This window comes from Sphingobacterium bambusae, from assembly GCF_033955345.1.
In the GTDB taxonomy this organism is placed as follows: domain Bacteria; phylum Bacteroidota; class Bacteroidia; order Sphingobacteriales; family Sphingobacteriaceae; genus Sphingobacterium; species Sphingobacterium bambusae.
The window spans coordinates 3,359,891-3,380,415 of sequence record NZ_CP138332.1 but is presented as its reverse complement, the minus strand read 5'-3'; the positions used below and the strand labels follow the sequence as shown (position 1 = coordinate 3,380,415).

The window sequence follows — 20,525 nt, the reverse complement described above, 5'->3', positions numbered from 1 at the left end:
TATTTAAAGTAGAACATCTTTTATACCGTAAAGATTCTACAAAAAACCATTTCGCTAACGCGAATTGTTTGTATCTTTAAGTAGGAGCCTGTTTTAATAATTCAGCCCCCATTTAACGAACTACCATCATGAAACATCTCTTCTTCTTTCTCCTTTTTCTTTGCCTGCAGGCCTCCGCGCAACAGGTTGATATCCTACTCATTGGTGTTTCACACAATTATGGTAACGCTCCAGCGCAAGATGTTTCCTCGATATACGGTAAAATTCGCAAATTTGCGCCTACCGCCTTTTTCGGTGAATTTCTAAGTAAGGAGGACGAACAAAACAATATGGACTATTGGTGCAAAGCGGATAATCGAAAACGGCTAGAGAACCTTCGCCAAAACAGAAACATCAACGAAGACCAACTGCCACAAACAATCGATCGTTTGAAAAAGATCGTCGAATCAAACCCAAACGATTATCGCTCAAGAACCGATCTTGCGCACGCTTACTACCTAAACCAAGATGTCTCCAATGCGCATTATCAATATTGGCAAGTTTACACCCAGCTCGAAAAAGCACCCGATGCCGCATTAGCTGCTTACGTGAAACAGCTGCTAAGCCCTGAGCTTGACGTTAGCGGGCGTAGCATGAAAAGATTGAAGACCTCCGAATATGACCTGATAGCCTTTCCTATGATGCAAGAACTGCATATAACAGCGCTACTCCCTATGGACTGCCAAGACTACGACCTGAACTGGTCGGCAGCAGCCTTGGCTTTTTATAAAAAGTTTGAACACTACAAGAAAGACAGTACAGCCGCTTACGCCGCTGCTCTAAAAGACATCCTGCAAAGAAGAGATGCAGGCTTTGGTCAATATGCACAGCAGGAGAAGAACGCTACGAATCTTACCGCATGGCTGAATACCGATGAAGCATCCGCTATATTGGCTTCCGGAGATTTCTATTTCCCAGATCTGTATACGCTGACGGGCTTTGCTAAAGAAGAAATGATGGCTCAAATCCATTGGTGGTGGATGCGCAACAAAGGGATGTGTGAAAATGTAGTCGATCAGGCAAGAGCACTTAAACATCAAAAAGTAGTTGTCATTGCAGGAGCCAACCACCGAAAGTATATGCAGGACATCTGGGGCGACATGCCACAGGTAACCGTGCGTAACATCAATGAACTCGATTGAACTAGCATGCTTTTGAAGGTGTTTTAAAGCCTATAATCCTACCTTACAAGCTTTATTCTACACTGAAAATTTCACTGTGCACTTGTGTAACTTCCTTTATTTTCGAATTATCCCGAAAATAAAAGTAGAAAACTAAACCTTTCGGTAAACATCCGACTATTGCCCCGACAGCCGAAAAGGCACAAAACGAATCAAGCTGCCACCGTCCACACCTAGACAAATCGCCACAAAACACTACTAATCAATATAAAATCAAATTACTCATCTGTATAAAACAGATCTCAACACCCTATCCTAAGCAACTGCAGATCATCAGCAATTCACCATCCGAATAAATACCTGCCTTGTAGACACATCGCTACAATATTTTTTAATTCTCACAAATCACCATCTATTATTATTGAATTATGATAGATTTGCGACGGTCAAAATGTAACGGTTGCTCAAAATCGCTTACTTTTTTTTAATGTGAATGGGAAGCTATACATTTCCGTGCATGCACAGCTAATTCGTTTAATCTGCTGCATGCTCACATGTGTACTGCATAGTGAAAACGCTTTATAGGTCTAGTAAATAGTAATGTTGAACTCAAATAGAATGCGATGAAATTAAAGTACGAAAAACCCACGATCGACGTGGTAGCTATTCAGATGGAGGAAGATATTGTGAAATCCTCTGTATTACCCGGAAATAAGAATGGCGTGGTAGAGCAGGAATGGGACGAACAAGAAACGGAATATAGAACGATAGACTTAGGCGATATTTAGACAGCAATGACACATTATCTCAATAGTATGACAAGAGGAAAGCAACTGTGGGGCGTCATGATGCTCCTTACCCTGCTAGCCATTGGTTCATGTAGCAAAGACATTGTTTCTGAAGGATCCACCGACGCCAACGTTGCGGTTGAGCTTTTGGGTTCGGAGATGGAGTCCGAGAGTGCCGGCCTTTCACAAGATGCAGGTAGCACTTCCAGCGGAACAACAAATGAATTTAAGGCACAAACGGCATCTTACAACAGTAGCGCATCGACAGAGGCTGTACAAGAGCAGACTAAAATAATAACGTTAGAAAACAATTTCCAACTGGTAGCGACATTGAAGCCGCGCGCGGTAAGTCCTGCCCCAGCAGCCGGAACTGCCGTAAAAGGTCTGAAAGCCGCCGCCGCCAGCAACAAGTCTGCTATCGTTAGAACGCCCTTAGGCAACGGAGTAAAATATCGTGTGATGGCCTATCTAAACGACAATTTTGTGTCGCAGATGGACTACGAAGCTGGCAAAAGTCCGTCGGGATTCACCAACCTTACAGTGGGATCGACTTATACGTTTATCGCCTATTCGGTGAACAGTTCGGCGGCTCTACCAGCGGTAACCAATGGTTCAAAGCTATCCACTGCGACTTTAACCAGCAGTGAGGACTTGATGTACTTTAGAACGACATTGAAGGTGGCTAGCGGCGACAACTACTTAGGCGTAATCCTGAAGCACCAGTTTAGCCAAATTACGATGACCACCCGCCTGACCGATGATACGCGTGGCGAAATCGTTTCGCTAACCAATGTACGCTTTACCGGCCAAGGGAATAGAGCAGCTACCCCTCGCAAAAATGGGACGGTAAAACTCAGTGATGGAGCATTGACCTACAGTACAGATACCACCTCGGTCGCAGTAAACTATCCAAACCTAGGTGGTGGATTACGTACCGTAACTGCTAGTCCCACGTTATTGATTTCGCCGAAAATAACCACCGTAGACGTGTCTATAGGCAATTTACTGATCAATGCGGTGATCAACGGAAAACAAGTATCGACAGTGCGCAATAATTTAATCTTGGAAGATTTCACCATTGCTCCCTATCAAAAATACGATCTCGTGCTGCAAATAAAGAATCCATGCACCGAGCCTACTGGCGATGATACCTTTGAGTGGCGCAGCCAGTATGGAGATATAAAAACGAATACGCTGTATGCGAGTGGTGCAAACTATGGTTATACCTTCGATATCTATGAATTGGACAACTCGTTCAACATGGAAATCAACGGTCAGAAACTAGCGACCAAAGAGATTCAGTTTGAATACACCACGGCCGCAAACCTTCCAAAACGGAACGTTCGGTTTGCCGATGGCGCCATGTGGGGTGAAGGAAATACATCGCAGATCTGGAACATCATTGGAAATCGAGACTATCCATCGGTGAAGCTGGTCATCAGTTCAAAAGGTGAAGTATCCCTTTTCGGACGAAAAAACAATACCGATAGAGCATTGTATCCGATCGTGTTTACCGACGGTACCACATTCAACAAGATCACTTGGAATACCACGGGGCAGAACAAGGTGGTGATTACCCAATCGGTGATCAACATCACCGTGATGCACGGTAGGGGTTATGGGGTCAAGGTTATTCCTTGTCCATAACATCGCTTTAAACATAAGATAGGCCATTTGAAGAATCGGCCGCCCACTAATTGAATATAATATATTGACGCAACGAAAGGGGCATTGATCGATGATCATGCCCCTTTTTATGTCGGTTGCAGTAAAGGGTTTGGGCTTGGATAAAAGCGCAGAACGGCAGCTCGGCAGCGCTTATTAAGCCTGTTGATCAATGGCTTGCTGGAGCAGTAGGCATAAAGCCCATGAATAGTATAGGAGGTTAAAGATGGGATAAAAAAAGTGCCCGCGCAAAGACTGCGGGGCACTTCCTATATAGCGAGTTGGTGATTGTTAAGCCTTACCCTACTTCCAGCCTCCACCAAGATCCCGATACACATTGGTTACGGTCATCAACTGTTGCTTTTTCGTTTCGATAAGTTCCAACTTTGCTTCCAACACATCGCGCTGTGTCATTAGCACCTCTAAATAATCGGCACGCGCAGATTTGAAGAGGTCATTGGAAATAGCGATGGAACGACTCAAGGCATCCACTTCCTGATTTTTCAGGTCAAATCCTTTTTCCAGGTTGTTGATCTTGGATACGTGGTTGGACGTTTCCAAATAAGCGTTCAATATCGTACGCTCGTAGTTGTACATGGCCTGCAGCTGCCGTGCGTCGGCCGTTGCAAATTCGGCCTGAATGGCCTTACGGTTGATCAAGGGGCCAGCCAAATCGCCAGCGACAGAGTAGAGCAGCGACTCGGGCAACTTCAACAGGTAGCTAGGCTTAAAGGCTTCCAAGCCGATTGCCGCAGAAAGATCAAAAGAGGGATAAAACTCCGCACGAGCCACCTTCACATCCATCTTGGAAGCGGCAAGCTCGAGCTCGGCCTGTTTGATATCAGGCCTATTGGCTAACAGCGCAGAGGGCATCCCGGCGTGGATAACATTGGTCTGTATGGCCAAGAGGTTGCTGGGATCACGCGCAATCTGCTTTGGATATCCGCCTATCAGAAAACTGATCTTGTTTTCAGCCTCGCGAATCTGCTGCAAAATATCAAACTCCAGGCTCTGCGATTTCAGCACCTCGGCCTGAAATTTCTGTACAGCAAGCTCCGTCACGCGGGATGCTTCTTTCTGCATCTTCACTACCGCCAAGGCATTTTTTTGTAGCTGAATAGATTGGCGCACCACATCCAGTTGGCTATCCAAGGCGATCAGCTCATAATAGGAGTTCGCAATTTCACCGATCAAATTGGACAGCACAAAATTCTTGCCCTCCACGGTAGACAGGTAACGGCTGATAGCCGCCGACTTTGCATTGTGCAATTTTTTCCAGATATCCACTTCCCAGTGGGCATAAAGCTGCGCACCGTAATTCATCAATGGATCGGGCATGGCCTGTCCATTATCAATTTCCGTGCTGGCATCTCCCGCCCCTTGGCTGGTGTAGCGTCCCACTTTTTCCACATCGGCACCCACGCGTGCCCCCACCGTAGGTAAGATTTTGCCATCTTTCGCGCGTACCTCGTTCTTGGCAATCTCGATCTCCTGTAGGGTGATCAACAGCTCTTGGTTGTGGGTCAATGCCGTATCGATCAACGTCTGTAAATAAGGATCCGTGAAGAGCTGCCGCCAAGGAATACTGGTAGCTGCCAGCGAATCGCTTTGATCTACATAACGGTCGGGCAACACCTCGGCAGGCTTGTGCTCTACAATAGCAGGAACCTTACAGGCCGCGGCGAGCAGCACCAGACTTGCCGCAGCTATATAATTGGATAATTTAAGCTTCAACATGATGATCGATTTCTTCTGTTAATGGATTTTCTTCTTCTTTCTTGACCAGCTTTTTACGCTCGGCAATCTTGCCGAAGATGTAATAGAGGCCGGGCACGATGATCAAGCCAAAGACCGTCCCGAGCAGCATCCCGCCCGCAGCGGCCGTCCCGATGGTACGGTTGCCGATAGCACCAGGCCCAGTAGCGAATACCAATGGAATAAGGCCGGCGATAAACGCAAAGGAGGTCATCAAGATTGGCCGGAAACGCACCGTCGCCCCTTCAATCGCGGCCTGCAGCACCGAACTACCAAAACGGTGTTTCTGCACGGCAAACTCAATGATCAACACCGCATTCTTGCCCAACAGCCCAATCAGCATAATGAGTGCCACCTGCGCATAGATATTGTTTTCCAGACCAGCAATCTTCAACAGTGCGTAGGCACCAAAAATACCGGCAGGTAGCGAAAGTACAACCGGCAAAGGCAGGATAAAGCTTTCGTACTGTGCCGCCAAGATCAGGTAAACGAAGGTTAAACAGATAATGAAGATGTAAAGCGCTTCGTTACCGCGGCCTACCTCGTCTTTGGAAATACCGGCCCAGTCGATACCAAAGCCACGCGGCAATTTGGCTTTCGCCACTTCCGTGATGGCCTGTATGGCCGCACCACTACTATAGCCGGTTGCTGCGGCACCACTGATTTCCGAAGAATTGTACATATTATGCCGCGTGATCTCGGAAAGGCCATACACCTTCTCCATCTTCATAAAAGCAGAAAACGGCACCATCTCCCCTTTATCGTTCTTCACATAGAGCTTGAGGATATCCTCGGGCAAGGCCCTATATTCCGGCAGGGCCTGCACCATCACCTTGTAAGGGCGATCAAACTTGATAAAGCTTGTTTCGTAGTTACTCCCCACCAGTGTAGATAGCGTATTCATGGCATTTTCGATGGTCACGCCCTTTTGTTGGGCAATATCATTGTCCACTTTCAACATATACTGTGGAAAACTAGCACTGTAAAAGGTGAATACCGAAGATAGCTCAGGCCGTTTGCTCAGTTCGTTCACAAATTCATGGCTCACCTTTTCCATCTCCTGAAAGTTTCCTTTTCCGGTCTTGTCCAGCAAACGAAGCTCAAACCCGCCTGCTGCACCATAGCCAGGCACCGCTGGTGGTTGGAAATATTCGATGGTGGCACCGGAAATGTCCTTGGAGCGCTCTTCTAGTTCCTCGATAATTTCGCGTACAGAATGTTTACGTTCTTCCCAGCTTTTCAAGTTGATCAAGCAGGTACCCGAGTTGGCCGCTGTACCTTCGGTGAGCACTTCATAGCCCGCCAAAGCCGATACCGATTGTACGCCTTCAATATTTTCCGCCATCTTCTGCAGCTTTTCGGCAATCTCGTTGGTACGCTCCAAGGTAGATCCCGGCGGCGTCTGTATCACGGCATAGAACATTCCCTGGTCCTCATTCGGGATAAAGCCCGAAGGCAGGCTGTTGTTCAGAAAGAATATTCCTGCACAGAAAGCAGCAAACATACCGAAAGTCACGACGCGCTTGTTCACAATACCACGCAAAATCCCGTTGTAGCGCGTCGCTCCTTTGGTAAATAGATTGTTGAAACGGTCCAGCCACTTGTTCAGTAAGGTTCTCTTCCTAGCCTTTCCATGCTGGTTTTTTAAGATCATGGCGCAGAGTGCAGGCGTCAAGGTCAAGGCCACCACACCAGACAATAGGATCGATGTAGCCATCGTGATGGAAAACTGCCGATAGAATATCCCTACCGGCCCCGACATAAAAGCTACCGGAAGAAATACCGCCGCCATAACCAAGGTTATCGCGATGATCGCTCCGCTAATCTCGTGCATGGCCTCCTCGGTAGCTTTCAGCGCGGAGAGATGTTTCTCCTCCATTTTCGCGTGCACGGCCTCAATCACCACGATCGCATCATCCACCACCACCCCGATAGCCATGACCAGTGCAAAGAGGGAAATCAAGTTGAGCGTGATGCCAAACAGCTGCATAAAAGCAAAAGTACCGATCAGCGATACCGGAACGGCCATAGCAGGAATTAAGGTAGATCGCCAATCGCCCAAGAACAAGAACACCACAATACCCACCAACACGAAAGCTTCCAAAAGCGTGTGCACCACCTTCTCCATCGATGCATCGAGAAATTTGGACACGTCATAGCTGATTTCGTAGTTCATCCCCTTTGGAAAGGTTGTTCCTTTCAACTCACTCATCTTGGCCTTGATGTTTTTGATGACGTCGCTTGCGTTGCTTCCATACGACTGCTTGATCACGATGGCCGCCGAAGGCTTGCCATCCAGCGTCGAATAGATATCATACATCGAGCTACCAAACTCCACATTGGCCACATCCTTAAGCCGTAATATTTCCCCATTGGCATCTGCACGCAGGATAATATCTTCGTATTGCTCCCTCGTGTTGTAGCGACCGGGGTATTTCAGCACATACTCAAAAGACTGCGAACGCTTGCCGGAGCTTTCACCGGCGCGTCCTGGCGAGGCTTCCAAGCTTTGTTCATCCAATGCTTTCAGCACATCATCGGCGGATATCTTGTAGGCCATCATACGATCTGGCTTTAGCCAAATACGCATTGCATATTCACGATTTCCCAAGATATTGGCCACGCCAACACCATCTACCCGTTTCAGCTCAGAGAGGATATTGATATCTGCAAAGTTGAACAGGAACTTTTGGTCGGTATGTGGATCTGTGCTATACAGGTTGATGTACATCAACATATTGGACTCCTCGCGCGTGATCTTCACCCCTTCGCGTACCACCAACGGCGGCAGCTTGTTGATGACCGAAGAGACACGATTTTGCACGTTAACGGCAGCAAGATTGGGATCGGTACCCAAGTTAAAGACCACTTGGATGGATGCCTCACCATCGTTGCCCGCATCAGAAGTCATATACTTCATGCCGGGAACACCATTCAGTGCACGTTCCAACGGAATAAGGACAGCTTTCACCATCAACTCCCCATTCGCGCCCGGATATTCGGCGGTGACATTCACCTTTGGTGGAGAAATGGATGGAAACTGAGTAACGGGCAGCTTTACCAAAGAGATAACGCCCAAAAACACAATGATCAGCGAAATCACGATCGATAGGACCGGTCTTCTTATAAATTTAGAAAACATAACAAATCAATAATATAGCTTAAACCACTACTCGGCTTTCAAGCTGAGCTTTGTTAACACCTCTTTTGCATTCACTTTCTGCACATGAATGTGGTCGTCTTCCTTGACCTTCTGCACGCCTTCCAGCAGCACTTGATCCTTCTCCGACAGGCCTCCACAGACCACATATAGATCGGGCAGTTCATGGCTGATCTCCAGCAGACGGGCATGCACCACGCCTCCGGCATCCACCACATAAGCATATTTCTTGTCCTGTATTTCGTAGGTAGCCTTCTGTGGAATAACGAGCGCTTGCTTGATTGGAACGACCATGCGTACCTTGCCCGTTTCGCCGTTTTTCAACAAACGATCCGAATTGGGAAAGCGGGCACGAAAGGCTATATTTCCTGTCTCGCTATCAAACTCGCCTTCGACAGTCTCTACTTCACCTTTGTATTTAAGCAATTTGTTATTGGCCAATAGTAGGCTTACTTCCTGTTTTCCGCGCTTGGTATCTAAATTGGATTGGTAGTCTAGATATTCCGGTTCCGACACGTTGAAATAAGCAAACATTTGGTTGTTGTCCGATAGGCTGGTGAGTAGTTCGCCCTCATCGACCAAGCTACCCAATTTTAGAGGCAGTCTATCAATCACACCGTCAAAAGGCGCACGAATCTCGGTAGCAGCCACGTGAAACTTCGCTAGGGCAACCTCTGCATTTGCTTTTTCCAGTTTGGCCTGTGCTAGCGCGAGTTCGTTTTTGGAAACGATATCCTTATCGGCGAGCATACGGCTATTCAGCATTTCAATTTCCTCGGCTTTTGCATCGGCCTGTGCCTTCTTCAGCTCGGCCTCGTAAAACTGCGGCATAATACGAAACAACAGTTGCCCCGCTTTTACATATTGTCCTTCATCGACATATATATGCTGCAAGTATCCCCTTTCGAGAGCACGCAGCTCAATGTTGCGCACGGATCTTATCTGCGATACATATTCCTTTACGAAGGATGTATCTACACGCACCGCTGTGGTCACCGGATACATAACTACTTCTTGTTCTTTTTCTGCTTTGCTGGGTGTACAGCTGTACAACGTCACACCTGCCCCCAAGGCAAACAGTAAATTTATACTGATCTTTTTCATGTATTTAGCTATTGAAATATGGATTTAAATGATATAGATTAAACATCTCGTGGTATGCACATACCAAAACATAGGACAAGCGCATGCAACCTCTTCCGCATCAGGATGCAGAACGAAGGCTGGTAGCCATTATCTTATACAGAAAAAGGGGATCAGATGCGTAAGACGCGCTGTAGGATGTATTTCCCGGGGATAGCTTGCTGTACAGTCCAAGGGAACGGTAGTGGTTTGCTGGTAAAAATAGGTCGATAAGCCCAAACAACAGCAACGGCAAACAGTAGTATGTCTCGTGTTTGCAGTTCAAAATGCCGGTTGAAGTTAAAATCTTCATCGGCTTCCGTAAAGGAATCCTGTTGTTGATGTGTCAAGGGTGAAGCTTTCTTCACATGAAGCTTCTTGTGTTGCTCCTGCTTGGCCGCGGGATGCAAGCTGATACTGAAGGTACTCGTACTCACCAAGCTATCGCTGGGCACCGGCATCGTTGCCAGTGCACTTCCTCCCAACAACAGGAGAAAACACGATAAAACCAATAGTAGTGATGTCTTCATTTTCGAATCAAAAGTACAATGTGTTTCGAAATAAACAAGGGGTAGAAGCGCTTTTAACGGTCAAAACAGTGTAAGCATTTTATAAACACCTAATTTACTATAAGTTACGAATCACGAAATGTAGCAGAATAACGACGGAAACGACCTTTATAGCCCACTCTCCATACAAGATTTTGCGCCAACGAAGCAACAGCATGCTAGGCTGTTTCACGAAACGGAAGATAAATCCGGCCAATAGGTAGGGAATAAAAGGCAGGATAAGTGCATTATGCCGCATGGCTTCGCCGAAATGACCGTGCAGCAAAGCGTGTATGGCCCGTTGCGAGCCGCAACCCGGACAGTCCAAGCCGGTGACGGCCTTAAACGGACACTTCGGAAACCAGGCATGCTCCATCGGGTCATACCGATAATATAGATAGGCCAATAGTGCTAGCAGTAGTACTGCTAGCCCATATAATATAAGATAGTTGGCGCGATAGCGCATCTTAATAGTCGTAGTGACCACTCATAAGCGCCCCGAAAATCCCGAGCCCAAATATCAAGAAATAAAGGAACCACAGACCTATACAGGCTCCTACATTGATCCACATCCATTTTTTCGCGTTGGCAGAATCTTGTTCGGCCCCAGAGATATCTCCAGCATAGTATTTCTTTTCTACACGAGCAGCGTAGATAATGGAAGGAATTCCCAATGGCCAGCAACAAAAAATAGTTGTCAAGATAGTCTCGACCAAATAGGTTTTTGGCGGCCTCCCGCCATACTGTTGGGCAAATACTGGCGGCCTAGGAGCTCCAAACTGCGGTGGCACCGTTGCTCCACCTGAGCTATAATAAGGCTGCTGCCCATCGCTGATCACCGAAGCCAACTCGGGTATTTGGCGTGCCACCACCCAACTGGGTAGTCCCTCGGTCCAGACGTAGGTATCTCCGGTGATGCCTTTCCCCTGTAGCTCTTCTACGGTAAAAGGACCAAAAGTATTTGTACCGTCGGTATAGTGAAATTTTTGCATGGTAAAATGGTATATTGCCTTAAATATAGTAAAATCTTTTTTTCAAAACAGCGAAAATTAATGGCAGACAATAAGATATGGACGTTATGCGTCATCATACTGGCAGGGGCCTTACTTATTTGGTACGTATTCAAGTATGTGGGCAACAAAAAATACCGGAAAGCGCAGTCGCTGGACGGCTCTTTTATCCAAACAATACTGCAACAAAAGGTAGCCTTCTATCGGCAGCTTGATGCTGAGGAACAGGAGCAATTTATCAAGCGTGTAGCTTACTTTTTAGCCACCACCATCATCTCGCCAGAGAAAGGTGCACAGGTGACCAACGAAGACCGGGTGCTGGTAGCGGCCAGCGCAACGATCCCGCTCTTTCATTTTCGGCACTGGTCTTATGAAAATCTCGACGAGGTATTGATATACCCCGGCACATTCAACGAAAAATATGATACTGATGCACCCGATCGATTGGTACTGGGCATGGTGGGTGATGGGGTGATGAATAGGAAGATGATCCTGTCGCTAGCATCCTTGCGCGCCGGATTCAGCGCACATCCATCGGCCGGTAACACCGCCATCCATGAATTTGTTCACCTCATTGATAAGGCTGATGGCGACATTGATGGTGTGCCAAACTATCTTATCCCCGATGAGCTGGTACGTCCTTGGCTAAAGGAAATGCACAAAACCATGGAGGCTATTCGTAAGGATCGTTCGGATATTCGCGACTATGCTGCAACAAATGAAGCTGAGTTTTTAGCCGTTGTCTCCGAGTATTTTTTTCAAAAGCCCAAACAGCTGGAGCAGGATCATCCTGAACTGTATGAGCTGCTCAACGAGATATATACGCCTTCGAATACCTAAAATAATTTTCGCATAGATAGCTAATTTAGCGTCTTGGCAATAGGCTGTAAAACAAGAAAGGCTCCATAAACTTGGAGCCCTTCTTTTAGTAAATCTATATGGATTACATCATGCCGCCCATGCCGCCACCCATTGGAGGAGCACCAGCACCTACTGGATTCTCTTCTGGTTCGTCAGCAAGAACACATTCTGTAGTCAACAACATCGATGCGATAGACGCTGCATTTTCCAAAGCTACACGAGAAACTTTAGTTGGGTCGATAACACCGGCACCGATCAAGTTTTCGTAAACATCGGTACGTGCGTTGTAACCGAAATCAGCTGTACCTTCTTTTACCTTTTGTACAACAACCGCACCTTCGATACCTGCATTATTACAGATTTGACGAAGAGGCTCTTCGATGGCACGTTTGATGATCTCGACACCGATAGTCTCGTCTTCGTTAGCACCTTTAAGATCTGTAAGCGCTGCTGTAGCACGGATGAATGCTACACCACCACCCGCAACGATACCTTCTTCTACAGCTGCACGTGTAGCGTGTAATGCATCGTCAACGCGGTCTTTCTTCTCTTTCATCTCTACTTCGGTTGTAGCACCTACGTAAAGCACGGCAACACCACCAGACAATTTAGCCAAACGCTCTTGCAATTTCTCGCGATCGTAATCAGAGCTTGTGGTATCAATTTGTGAGCGAATTTGCGCGACACGAGCTTTGATATCTTCTGCATCACCAGAACCATTGATGATCGTTGTGTTATCTTTATCTACAACGACTTTCTCTGCTTGGCCCAAGTAAGAAAGATCAGCATTCTCTAATTTGAAACCTCTTTCTTCAGAAATTACTGTACCGCCAGTCAAGATCGCGATATCTTCCAACATCGCTTTACGACGATCACCAAAACCAGGCGCTTTAACAGCTGCCACTTTCAGTGAACCACGGATTTTATTTACCACCAATGTAGCCAATGCTTCACCATCTAGGTCTTCAGCAATGATCAGCAACGGTTTACCTGTTTGTACTTGTTTCTCCAAGATAGGCAACAACTCTTTCATGTTGCTGATTTTCTTGTCGTAGATCAAGATGTAAGGGCTTTCCAACTCTGCTTCCATCTTGTCTGAATTGGTCACGAAGTAAGGAGACAAATAACCACGATCAAACTGCATACCTTCCACAGTTTTCACTTCAGTTTCTGTACCTTTTGCTTCTTCTACCGTGATAACACCGTCGTTACCAACTTTTTCCATAGCCTCAGCAATCAAAGAACCGATTACATCGTCGTTGTTTGCAGAGATAGTTGCTACTTGTTTGATTTTATTGTTGTCGGCACCAACCACTTGAGATTGTGATTTTAGGTTAGCAACAACAGCTGCAACAGCTTTATCGATACCACGTTTCAAGTCCATTGGGTTTGCTCCTGCCGCAACAGATTTCAAACCTGGAGAAATGATAGCCTGCGCCAATACGGTAGCAGTCGTTGTTCCGTCACCCGCTTGATCAGCCGTTTTGGAAGCTACTTCTTTCACCATTTGTGCACCCATGTTTTCCAAGGCATCTTTCAAATCGATTTCTTTCGCTACCGATACACCATCTTTCGTGATCATTGGCGATCCGAATTTCTTCTCGATAATTACGTTACGGCCTTTAGGACCCAAAGTTACTTTAACTGCATTTGCCAATGTGTCAACACCTTTTTTCAGTGCGTCACGCGCTTCTACATTATATCTTACTTGTTTTGCCATTTTTTTAAACTATATAGACAGAGTGCGATAGCCCCTCTTGTCTGTTACTTTTTTGAATGTGAATTGAACTGAATGGTTTATAATACTGCGTAGATATCGGACTCACGCATAATCAAATATTCTTTACCTTCGTAAGTGATTTCTGTACCAGCGTACTTGCCATATAAAACTTTATCACCTACCTGAACAGTAAGCGGCTCTTCTGGCTTACCTGAACCAACTGCTACAATAGTACCTTGAGAAGGCTTTTCTTTAGCCGTATCAGGAATGTATAGGCCTGATGCTGTTTTTTCTTCTGCAGGAGCTGCTTCAACGACAACTCTGTCTCCGATAGGTTTAATGCTTAATGCCATAATTATTGCGTTTTATTTATTATTTACGTTTTTACTTTAGTTTCCTCATCACCAATTATGCCAAATAAAAAAAAACAGAATTTGTTGCCATTTTTTCTTATTTGTACTTGAAAATTGACAGTAGAAAACAAACCTGTGTCATCCTGTCATTCGTTGCCGCAGGCACCGCTATTGTCGAGCTGTCAAATAGTGCTGACACCGAGCTTTCCACCGCCATGACGAAACGCAAAAAATCCCCGATACGCATAGCGATCGGGGATTTTTATCACTGAAGCAGCATTACAGCGCTTCAATAAGATCGTATTGTTTTTGTTTACTTAGCGGTATCTGCAGCCGTTGGTGCAGCTGTCGCTGGCGTTTGCTGTTGTGCTGGACCGTTAAGGTTTAATGGAGACGTTTGTGCAGGCGCTTCAATTTGATCGCCAAGACCACCACCTGCTTTTCCTGCAGAAGGTCCTACGATATTGATCGCCAAACAAAATACCATCAAAGCAATTGCTAAGCCCCAAGTTCCTTTTTCTAAAAAGTCGCCTGTACGTTGTACACCCATCAAATTTGAACTTCCGGCAAATCCTGATGACAAACCTCCTCCTTTTGGATTTTGAATCAGCACCATAAGTGATAATAAAACACTTACCAAGACAATCAGGATAATTAAAAATGTTTGCATTTCTTTATTTTCGTTAATATAGTTTCTCTTCTAATTCTTGAATTTGGGTCGCAAAATACGATTTTTTTTCTGGAAATTTCAAAATTAATTTCTTGTAAACTTCGATGGCCTTCACGTACATACCCTGACTCGCATAAATGTTGGCCAAGGTTTCTGTAACCAAATCAAACTGCTCTTCCGAACTCTTGCGCGCCTTATTCTCCATGTTCAATTGGTCCGCTGGTGGCGGTTGAATCTGAGGCTCCTCGCGAATGAACTTTTCGATCACCTCGGAGGTTTTGTCCACCCGTGTGTAGGTTACCGCGCGCTGCTTAACCTCTTCACTAAGCTTATCTTCTGGCTCCTGCAGGTGTATGATGTTCTCCCGAATTTGTTGATCAAGTACGATTTTATCAAATGCCACCGGATCAAAAGCCGATTTTTTATTGGTAGGAAGAAAAGGGCTTGCGAAGGGTTGATAAGTATCTGCATACTCCAAACGTGTTTTGTGCAACCACCAACGGAAACTATAAGGCATTAACTCATCATTGTATAAGCTAACGTCCTCTTCTTTTTCTTCCTCTTTTGGTGAAACCTCTGCCGTGGGAGCAAGCTTTTTGCCTAAACCGATATTGGGTTCCCAGCGAATTTCGTTGCGGTGGAGCGCAAAATAATCGCCACCGCCAATGCCTTCTTGCACTAAAGTCTCCAAGGTCGCCGTCTGCTCTTCGGCTGTTTCCGCAGTAGCATCAGCTTCTTCCACCGCTGGCACTTCATCCGCAAGAGGCAATGATGCTACAGCTCCTTCTATAGGCGCTTCCTCTGCAACAGACTCTTCCTCTACTGGAACTTCATCCGCCACAGCTGATGATTCCGCAGCTTCAACGGTAGGTTCTTCCTCGACAACGGTTTCTTCCACGGCTGAATCTTCATCCGCCACAGGCGATGATTCCGTAGCTTCCTCTGTCGGTGTTTCCTCTACAGCAGGTTCCTCCACGGCTGGAACTTCATCCGCCACAGGCGATGATTCCGCAGCTTCAACGGTAGGTTCTTCCTCGACAACAGGCTCTTCCACTAGTGGAACCTCATCCGCCACAGGCGATGACGCCACTGTTTCTTCTATCGATGCTTGCTCTACAGCAGGTTCCTCCACGGCTGGAACTTCATCCGCCACAGGCGATGATACTACCGTTTCTTCTGCAGGCGCTTCCTCCATAAGAGGTTCATCCGTCGTAAAATGAACAAAAGGAATATGGCGAACCGGCAATTGCACATAATCATACAACCAATTTGGACTACTGGCCAAAAGGATGGCTTTATTGCCCAATTTGGTTAACTCACCACGTAAAAATTTACGGCGCTCCAGTGCGAAATATAAGGGTTGGGAATAGGGATATTTTGCTAGTAAGCGATTGAAATCTTCTAACGAAACCTCCTTGGGATTCACCAATGCCTCGTGGTATAAGCGTGCAAATGTTTGTCCTTGATTTTCCATATATCCCTTACCAGTTTGCAAATGCCCTATTGTAAATATCCTCTGTCAACAGCCGAATGATCTCCGTATTCAAGGTTTCCTCTTGGCTCTGCACCTGTCCGGAAAATTCACGAAACTGGGTAAAAGATTGTTCGAAATTGCTCTCGCCCGTTTGATCTAATCGGTTGGTATACTTAACCTTGATGGTTATGGTCAATCTGTTGAGGGCTGCTCTATCCGAGTTGGCTTCGACGGCAGCGGGGCTGATATCATAGCCAGTAATGACGCCTTCAAACATCGCATCAGCATCTCCGTTCACCTGACTCAAGCGAGACTGGCTACGGATACGCTCCTTCAATCCTTCCGTAAAATTTTGGCCCAACGTAGGATAAACCATGGGTGCAATATTTTCAAAAAACTGCACATTCACGGTCTTCATATTTTCAGGGATAGACCCACCACTAAAACTATACTTTACTTTGCAACTGGAGAATCCCATCACGAGCACCAAAGTCCATAGAGAAAATACAGTAAAAAATCTTCGCATAACAGGGACGACTAATCTAAATTTAAATCTTTTATTTTTCTGTACAAAGTGCGTTCCGAAATCCCCAATTCGCGCGCTGCGGCCTTCCGCTTACCCTTGTGTTTACGCAAAGCTTTACGTATCAAGTCGGACTCCTTGTCCAACAAAGACAACGATTCCTCGACCTCCTCCGCATCCTGCGTTTCATAGGACATATAGTCGCCATTGGACTTGGATACTTGGTTGGGGTTGTGGATCGTCAGCTTCGGCGAAGAGACTTCTTCCCCAAGATAGGCAGAAGAAGGGGTAACTTCGTTATATAATTGATTAATATACGGAGAATTTTCTTCAAACGTGCCCGGATTGACCCCATTTTGGATTAATTCAACGACAAGTTTCTTTAAATCCACCATATCCTTTTTCATGTCGAACAGCACCTTGTACAACAAATCGCGCTCGGAGAAATCCTCCTTGCTGGATTCCTTCACCAAAGCGGGAAGGGATGACATTTGTTCTACCGGTAGATATTTTGCCAAGATTGGCGCATTAACCACGCGTTCTCGTTCCAAGACAGCAATCTGCTCAGCTATATTTTTCAGCTGCCGAACATTACCCGGCCAATTGTAGTTCATCAACATGTCCTGTGCATCGGGCGTCAGTTGAACCCCTGGTGTGCGGTATTTATCGGAAAAGTCTACAATAAACTTACGAAACAACAGGTTGACATCTTCTTTGCGCTCGCGCAAGGACGGAATACGCAGCGGGACGGTATTCAAGCGATAATACAGATCTTCACGAAACTTCCCTTTCTTCACAGCCTCATACACATCGACATTCGTCGCTGCAACAACGCGAACATTGGTTTTCTGTACCTTTGACGATCCTACCCGGATATATTCACCTGTTTCCAATACGCGTAGCAAACGCGCTTGGGTGCCCAAAGGCAGCTCGCCAACCTCATCTAAAAAGATGGTGCCGCCATCAACGACCTCAAAATATCCTTTCCGAGCCTCGTGCGCACCTGTAAACGATCCTTTTTCGTGCCCAAAAAGCTCTGAATCTATCGTTCCCTCTGGTATTGCTCCACAGTTTACCGCAATAAAAGAACCATGCTTGCGTGCGCTCAGCTGATGAATAATATGGGAAAAAACTTCCTTACCGGATCCACTCTCTCCCTGAATCAACACCGAAATATCGGTGGGAGCCACCTGTTTTGCCACATCGATTGCCCGATTTAGCAACGGGGAATTCCCAATTATTCCAAATCTATTTTTAACATCTTGAATATCCACAATCGTTCTTTTTAGATGTGCTTAGTCCACAATTTTACCCATCAAAGTAGCCGAGGTACAACGCTCAGCCAAGACATGTACATATTGCCCCGGCTTGAAACGGCTATCTACAGGGAACACTACCATGGTATTCTGGTCATTTCGACCACAATAATCTTGATCCGAACGCTTAGAGAAACCTTCGATAAGTACCTTGTGCACTTTGCCCACAAAATTTTGCGCACGGAAAAGGCTATGTTGTTGCTGTTTATTAACAACCTCCGTGAGACGTCTCTTTTTCACATCTTCCGGAATATCGTCAGCATAACGTTTTGCGGCCAAAGTTCCGGGACGCTCCGAGTAAGCAAACATATAGGCAAAATCATATTTTACATAATCCATCATGGACAATGTTTCCTCATGTTCTTCTTCCGTTTCGGTACAGAAGCCTGTAATCACATCGGTAGAGATACCGCATTCTGGGATAATACGACGGATAGCATCTACGCGTTCAATATACCAAGCGCGATCGTAGGTACGATTCATCAGATCCAGTACGCGAGAGTTGCCAGATTGTACAGGCAGGTGTATGTATTTACAGATGTTCTCGTAACGAGCCATCGTGTACAATACCTCGTCGGTAATATCTTTGGGATGAGAGGTAGAAAAACGAACGCGAAGCTCAGGGCTCACCTCGGCCACCATCGCCAACAGCTGCGCAAAGTTAACAGTGGGTTTGGGTTCTTCACCCTCTGCCACTGGCGCACTATACTTATAGGAATCTACATTTTGCCCCAGCAATGTCACTTCTTTATAGCCTGCTTGGAATAGTTCATGCGCTTCTTTCACGATAGATTGGTGATCACGGCTGCGCTCACGTCCGCGCGTAAACGGAACAACACAGAAGGAACACATATTGTCACAACCACGCATAATGGAAACGAATGCCGATATACCGTTGGAATTCAGACGTACCGGATTGATATCAGCGTAGGTCTCCTCACGGGACAAGAGCACATTGACAGCTTTGTTTCCATCGTCTACCTTGCCAATCAAATTCGGCAAATCGCGGTAAGCATCAGGCCCTACCACTACATCGACCAATTTCTCCTCCTCTAAGAATTTGGACTTCAAACGCTCCGCCATACAGCCCAGCACGCCCACAATCATTCCTGGGTTACGGTTTTTGGCCGACTCAAACTCCTTCAGTCGATTGCGCACCCTTTGCTCCGCATTTTCGCGGATAGAACAGGTGTTGATAAATACCACATCGGCCTCTTTATAGTCCTTTGTCGTTTCAAAACCATTATCCAGCAAAATAGACGCAACAATCTCACTATCAGAAAAATTCATCTGACAGCCATAACTTTCGATATACAATTTGCGACCCGTCGATTTTCCTGTCGGCAACATATCCAAAGCCTCTCCCTGACGAGCCTCATCGTGCGTTTTCGTAGTATGTTCTAATTCTAGCATGACTCAATTTAAAAGACTACAAAGCTAACAATAAAAACTCAAATTGATGACACTTTGGCAGAGCTTGACCCAAATTTAACAATAAGCCGGCATCCCTAGTAGCGTTTCGAAGTTCCTGTGTTTTGTCCATCCAACGCTTATCAAACGACGCAGCGACTCGATAGAAAAAAAAGGGAGCCCCCTTCTTTCGAAGAGGGCTCCCTAGCACTACATTTAGAAAAATTTTATTTGCCAGCTTCCGACTGTGCTTCCTTGATCATTTTATCGCCGGCAACAATAACGATTTCCACACGACGGTTTTCTGCACGTCCCGCGTCGGTGTCATTTGATGCCAATGGCTCGGAATAGTTTTTACCTTGCGTTTTGACCCGAGCGCCGGCTAAGCCTTGTGAAAGAGCGTATGCTTTAACAGCATCCGCACGTGATTCAGAAATTTTTTGATTAACTTCTAATGTTCCACGATTATCAGTGTGTCCGATCACCAGAATTTCCGTACCAGGCTCTTTGTTCAACGTGCTTACCAACTTCGTGATATTTGTCTTTGCCGCAGCCTTCAAAGAGGAACTGTTGAAGTCGAAGAGAATACCTTCATCAAATTTTACAATAATTCCTTCGTCAGACTTGATAACCTGCGCCCCGGCAACCTCATTCTCAATTTCTTTGGCCTGCTTGTCCATTTTTTTACCGATCAAACCACCGGCAACACCACCAATGGCCGCGCCTGCTATTGCTCCTATCGCTGTATTACCAGCTTTACCACCAATTAGGGCACCAAGCCCAGCACCTGCAGCGGTACCAATCACGGCACCTTTCGTTGTACTGTTTGTGTTTTGTATCGTTGAACAACTCGCTAACAACATAACTGATGTAGCAACCGACAAGCCATATATAGCTACTCTTCTACTCGTTTTCATAATTAACTATTTACTGTTAAACTGTAATATGTTAGCTGTTAATCAAAGCGAATGCCAAACTATCACATTCCTG

18 protein-coding genes are annotated in these 20,525 nt (G+C 46.0%); 4 read left to right on the top strand and 14 right to left on the bottom strand.

Annotated features, from left to right (window positions below):
* Positions 1 to 128: 128 nt before the first annotated feature.
* The 3 genes from SCB77_RS13995 (at position 129) to SCB77_RS13985 (ending at position 3,595) form a co-directional block, all read left to right on the top strand.
* Positions 129 to 1,181: a DUF6584 family protein gene (locus SCB77_RS13995; RefSeq protein WP_320182631.1), complete on the top strand. Its 1,053-nt coding sequence runs from the start codon at positions 129 to 131 to the stop codon at positions 1,179 to 1,181.
* 602 nt (positions 1,182 to 1,783) lie between these two features.
* Positions 1,784 to 1,948: a hypothetical protein gene (locus SCB77_RS13990; protein WP_320182630.1), complete on the top strand. Its 165-nt coding sequence runs from the start codon at positions 1,784 to 1,786 to the stop codon at positions 1,946 to 1,948.
* 27 nt (positions 1,949 to 1,975) lie between these two features.
* Positions 1,976 to 3,595, top strand: coding sequence for a hypothetical protein (locus SCB77_RS13985; protein WP_320182629.1), 1,620 nt, complete (start codon positions 1,976 to 1,978; stop codon positions 3,593 to 3,595).
* 321 nt (positions 3,596 to 3,916) lie between these two features.
* Here SCB77_RS13985 and SCB77_RS13980 read toward each other — a convergent pair whose 3' ends face one another.
* The 6 genes from SCB77_RS13980 to SCB77_RS13955 form a co-directional block, all read right to left on the bottom strand.
* Positions 3,917 to 5,350: a TolC family protein gene (locus SCB77_RS13980; RefSeq protein WP_320182628.1), complete on the bottom strand. Its 1,434-nt coding sequence runs from the start codon at positions 5,348 to 5,350 to the stop codon at positions 3,917 to 3,919.
* Positions 5,337 to 8,510, bottom strand: coding sequence for an efflux RND transporter permease subunit (locus SCB77_RS13975; protein ID WP_320182627.1), 3,174 nt, complete (start codon positions 8,508 to 8,510; stop codon positions 5,337 to 5,339). The genes SCB77_RS13980 and SCB77_RS13975 overlap by 14 nt, the downstream gene beginning before the upstream one ends.
* A 27-nt stretch (positions 8,511 to 8,537) precedes the next feature.
* Positions 8,538 to 9,632 carry an efflux RND transporter periplasmic adaptor subunit gene (locus SCB77_RS13970; protein WP_320182626.1) on the bottom strand — a complete coding sequence of 365 codons (1,095 nt, stop codon included), beginning with the start codon at positions 9,630 to 9,632 and terminating at the stop codon, positions 8,538 to 8,540.
* 152 nt (positions 9,633 to 9,784) lie between these two features.
* Complete coding sequence (locus tag SCB77_RS13965) at positions 9,785 to 10,180, bottom strand: hypothetical protein (protein WP_320182625.1); 396 nt, start codon at positions 10,178 to 10,180, stop codon at positions 9,785 to 9,787.
* 97 nt (positions 10,181 to 10,277) lie between these two features.
* The gene (locus SCB77_RS13960; protein WP_320182624.1) at positions 10,278 to 10,664 is read right to left on the bottom strand and encodes a DUF2752 domain-containing protein; all 387 of its coding nucleotides are present in this window, start codon (positions 10,662 to 10,664) and stop codon (positions 10,278 to 10,280) included.
* Position 10,665: 1 nt separating this feature from the next.
* The gene (locus SCB77_RS13955) at positions 10,666 to 11,190 is read right to left on the bottom strand and encodes a CD225/dispanin family protein (protein WP_320182623.1); all 525 of its coding nucleotides are present in this window, start codon (positions 11,188 to 11,190) and stop codon (positions 10,666 to 10,668) included.
* A 60-nt stretch (positions 11,191 to 11,250) separates the two neighbouring features.
* On the opposite strand from SCB77_RS13955, the gene SCB77_RS13950 reads away from it, so the two are divergent.
* Positions 11,251 to 12,048: a M90 family metallopeptidase gene (locus SCB77_RS13950; protein WP_320182622.1), complete on the top strand. Its 798-nt coding sequence runs from the start codon at positions 11,251 to 11,253 to the stop codon at positions 12,046 to 12,048.
* 103 nt (positions 12,049 to 12,151) lie between these two features.
* Here the strand turns inward: SCB77_RS13950 and groL are convergent, their stop codons facing one another.
* The 8 genes from groL to SCB77_RS13910 all read right to left on the bottom strand — a co-directional run bounded on the left by groL (position 12,152) and on the right by SCB77_RS13910 (position 20,452).
* Positions 12,152 to 13,789: a chaperonin GroEL gene (gene groL, locus SCB77_RS13945; protein WP_320182621.1), complete on the bottom strand. Its 1,638-nt coding sequence runs from the start codon at positions 13,787 to 13,789 to the stop codon at positions 12,152 to 12,154.
* A gap of 77 nt (positions 13,790 to 13,866) precedes the next feature.
* Positions 13,867 to 14,142: a co-chaperone GroES gene (locus SCB77_RS13940; protein ID WP_037498471.1), complete on the bottom strand. Its 276-nt coding sequence runs from the start codon at positions 14,140 to 14,142 to the stop codon at positions 13,867 to 13,869.
* A gap of 313 nt (positions 14,143 to 14,455) precedes the next feature.
* Positions 14,456 to 14,812: a preprotein translocase subunit SecG gene (gene secG / locus SCB77_RS13935; RefSeq protein ID WP_320182620.1), complete on the bottom strand. Its 357-nt coding sequence runs from the start codon at positions 14,810 to 14,812 to the stop codon at positions 14,456 to 14,458.
* Between the two features lie 13 nt (positions 14,813 to 14,825).
* The gene (locus SCB77_RS13930; protein WP_320182619.1) at positions 14,826 to 16,286 is read right to left on the bottom strand and encodes a hypothetical protein; all 1,461 of its coding nucleotides are present in this window, start codon (positions 16,284 to 16,286) and stop codon (positions 14,826 to 14,828) included.
* A 7-nt stretch (positions 16,287 to 16,293) separates the two neighbouring features.
* Positions 16,294 to 16,812 carry an LptE family protein gene (locus tag SCB77_RS13925; protein WP_320182618.1) on the bottom strand — a complete coding sequence of 173 codons (519 nt, stop codon included), beginning with the start codon at positions 16,810 to 16,812 and terminating at the stop codon, positions 16,294 to 16,296.
* A gap of 11 nt (positions 16,813 to 16,823) precedes the next feature.
* Positions 16,824 to 18,083 (bottom strand): sigma-54 interaction domain-containing protein, encoded by a 1,260-nt coding sequence (locus tag SCB77_RS13920; RefSeq protein WP_320182617.1) that lies wholly within the window; start codon positions 18,081 to 18,083, stop codon positions 16,824 to 16,826.
* Between the two features lie 21 nt (positions 18,084 to 18,104).
* Positions 18,105 to 19,538: a tRNA (N6-isopentenyl adenosine(37)-C2)-methylthiotransferase MiaB gene (gene miaB / locus SCB77_RS13915; RefSeq protein ID WP_320182616.1), complete on the bottom strand. Its 1,434-nt coding sequence runs from the start codon at positions 19,536 to 19,538 to the stop codon at positions 18,105 to 18,107.
* 224 nt (positions 19,539 to 19,762) lie between these two features.
* Entirely contained in the window at positions 19,763 to 20,452 is a 690-nt protein-coding gene (locus tag SCB77_RS13910; protein ID WP_320182615.1) for an OmpA family protein, read from the bottom strand.
* Positions 20,453 to 20,525 lie beyond the last annotated feature (73 nt).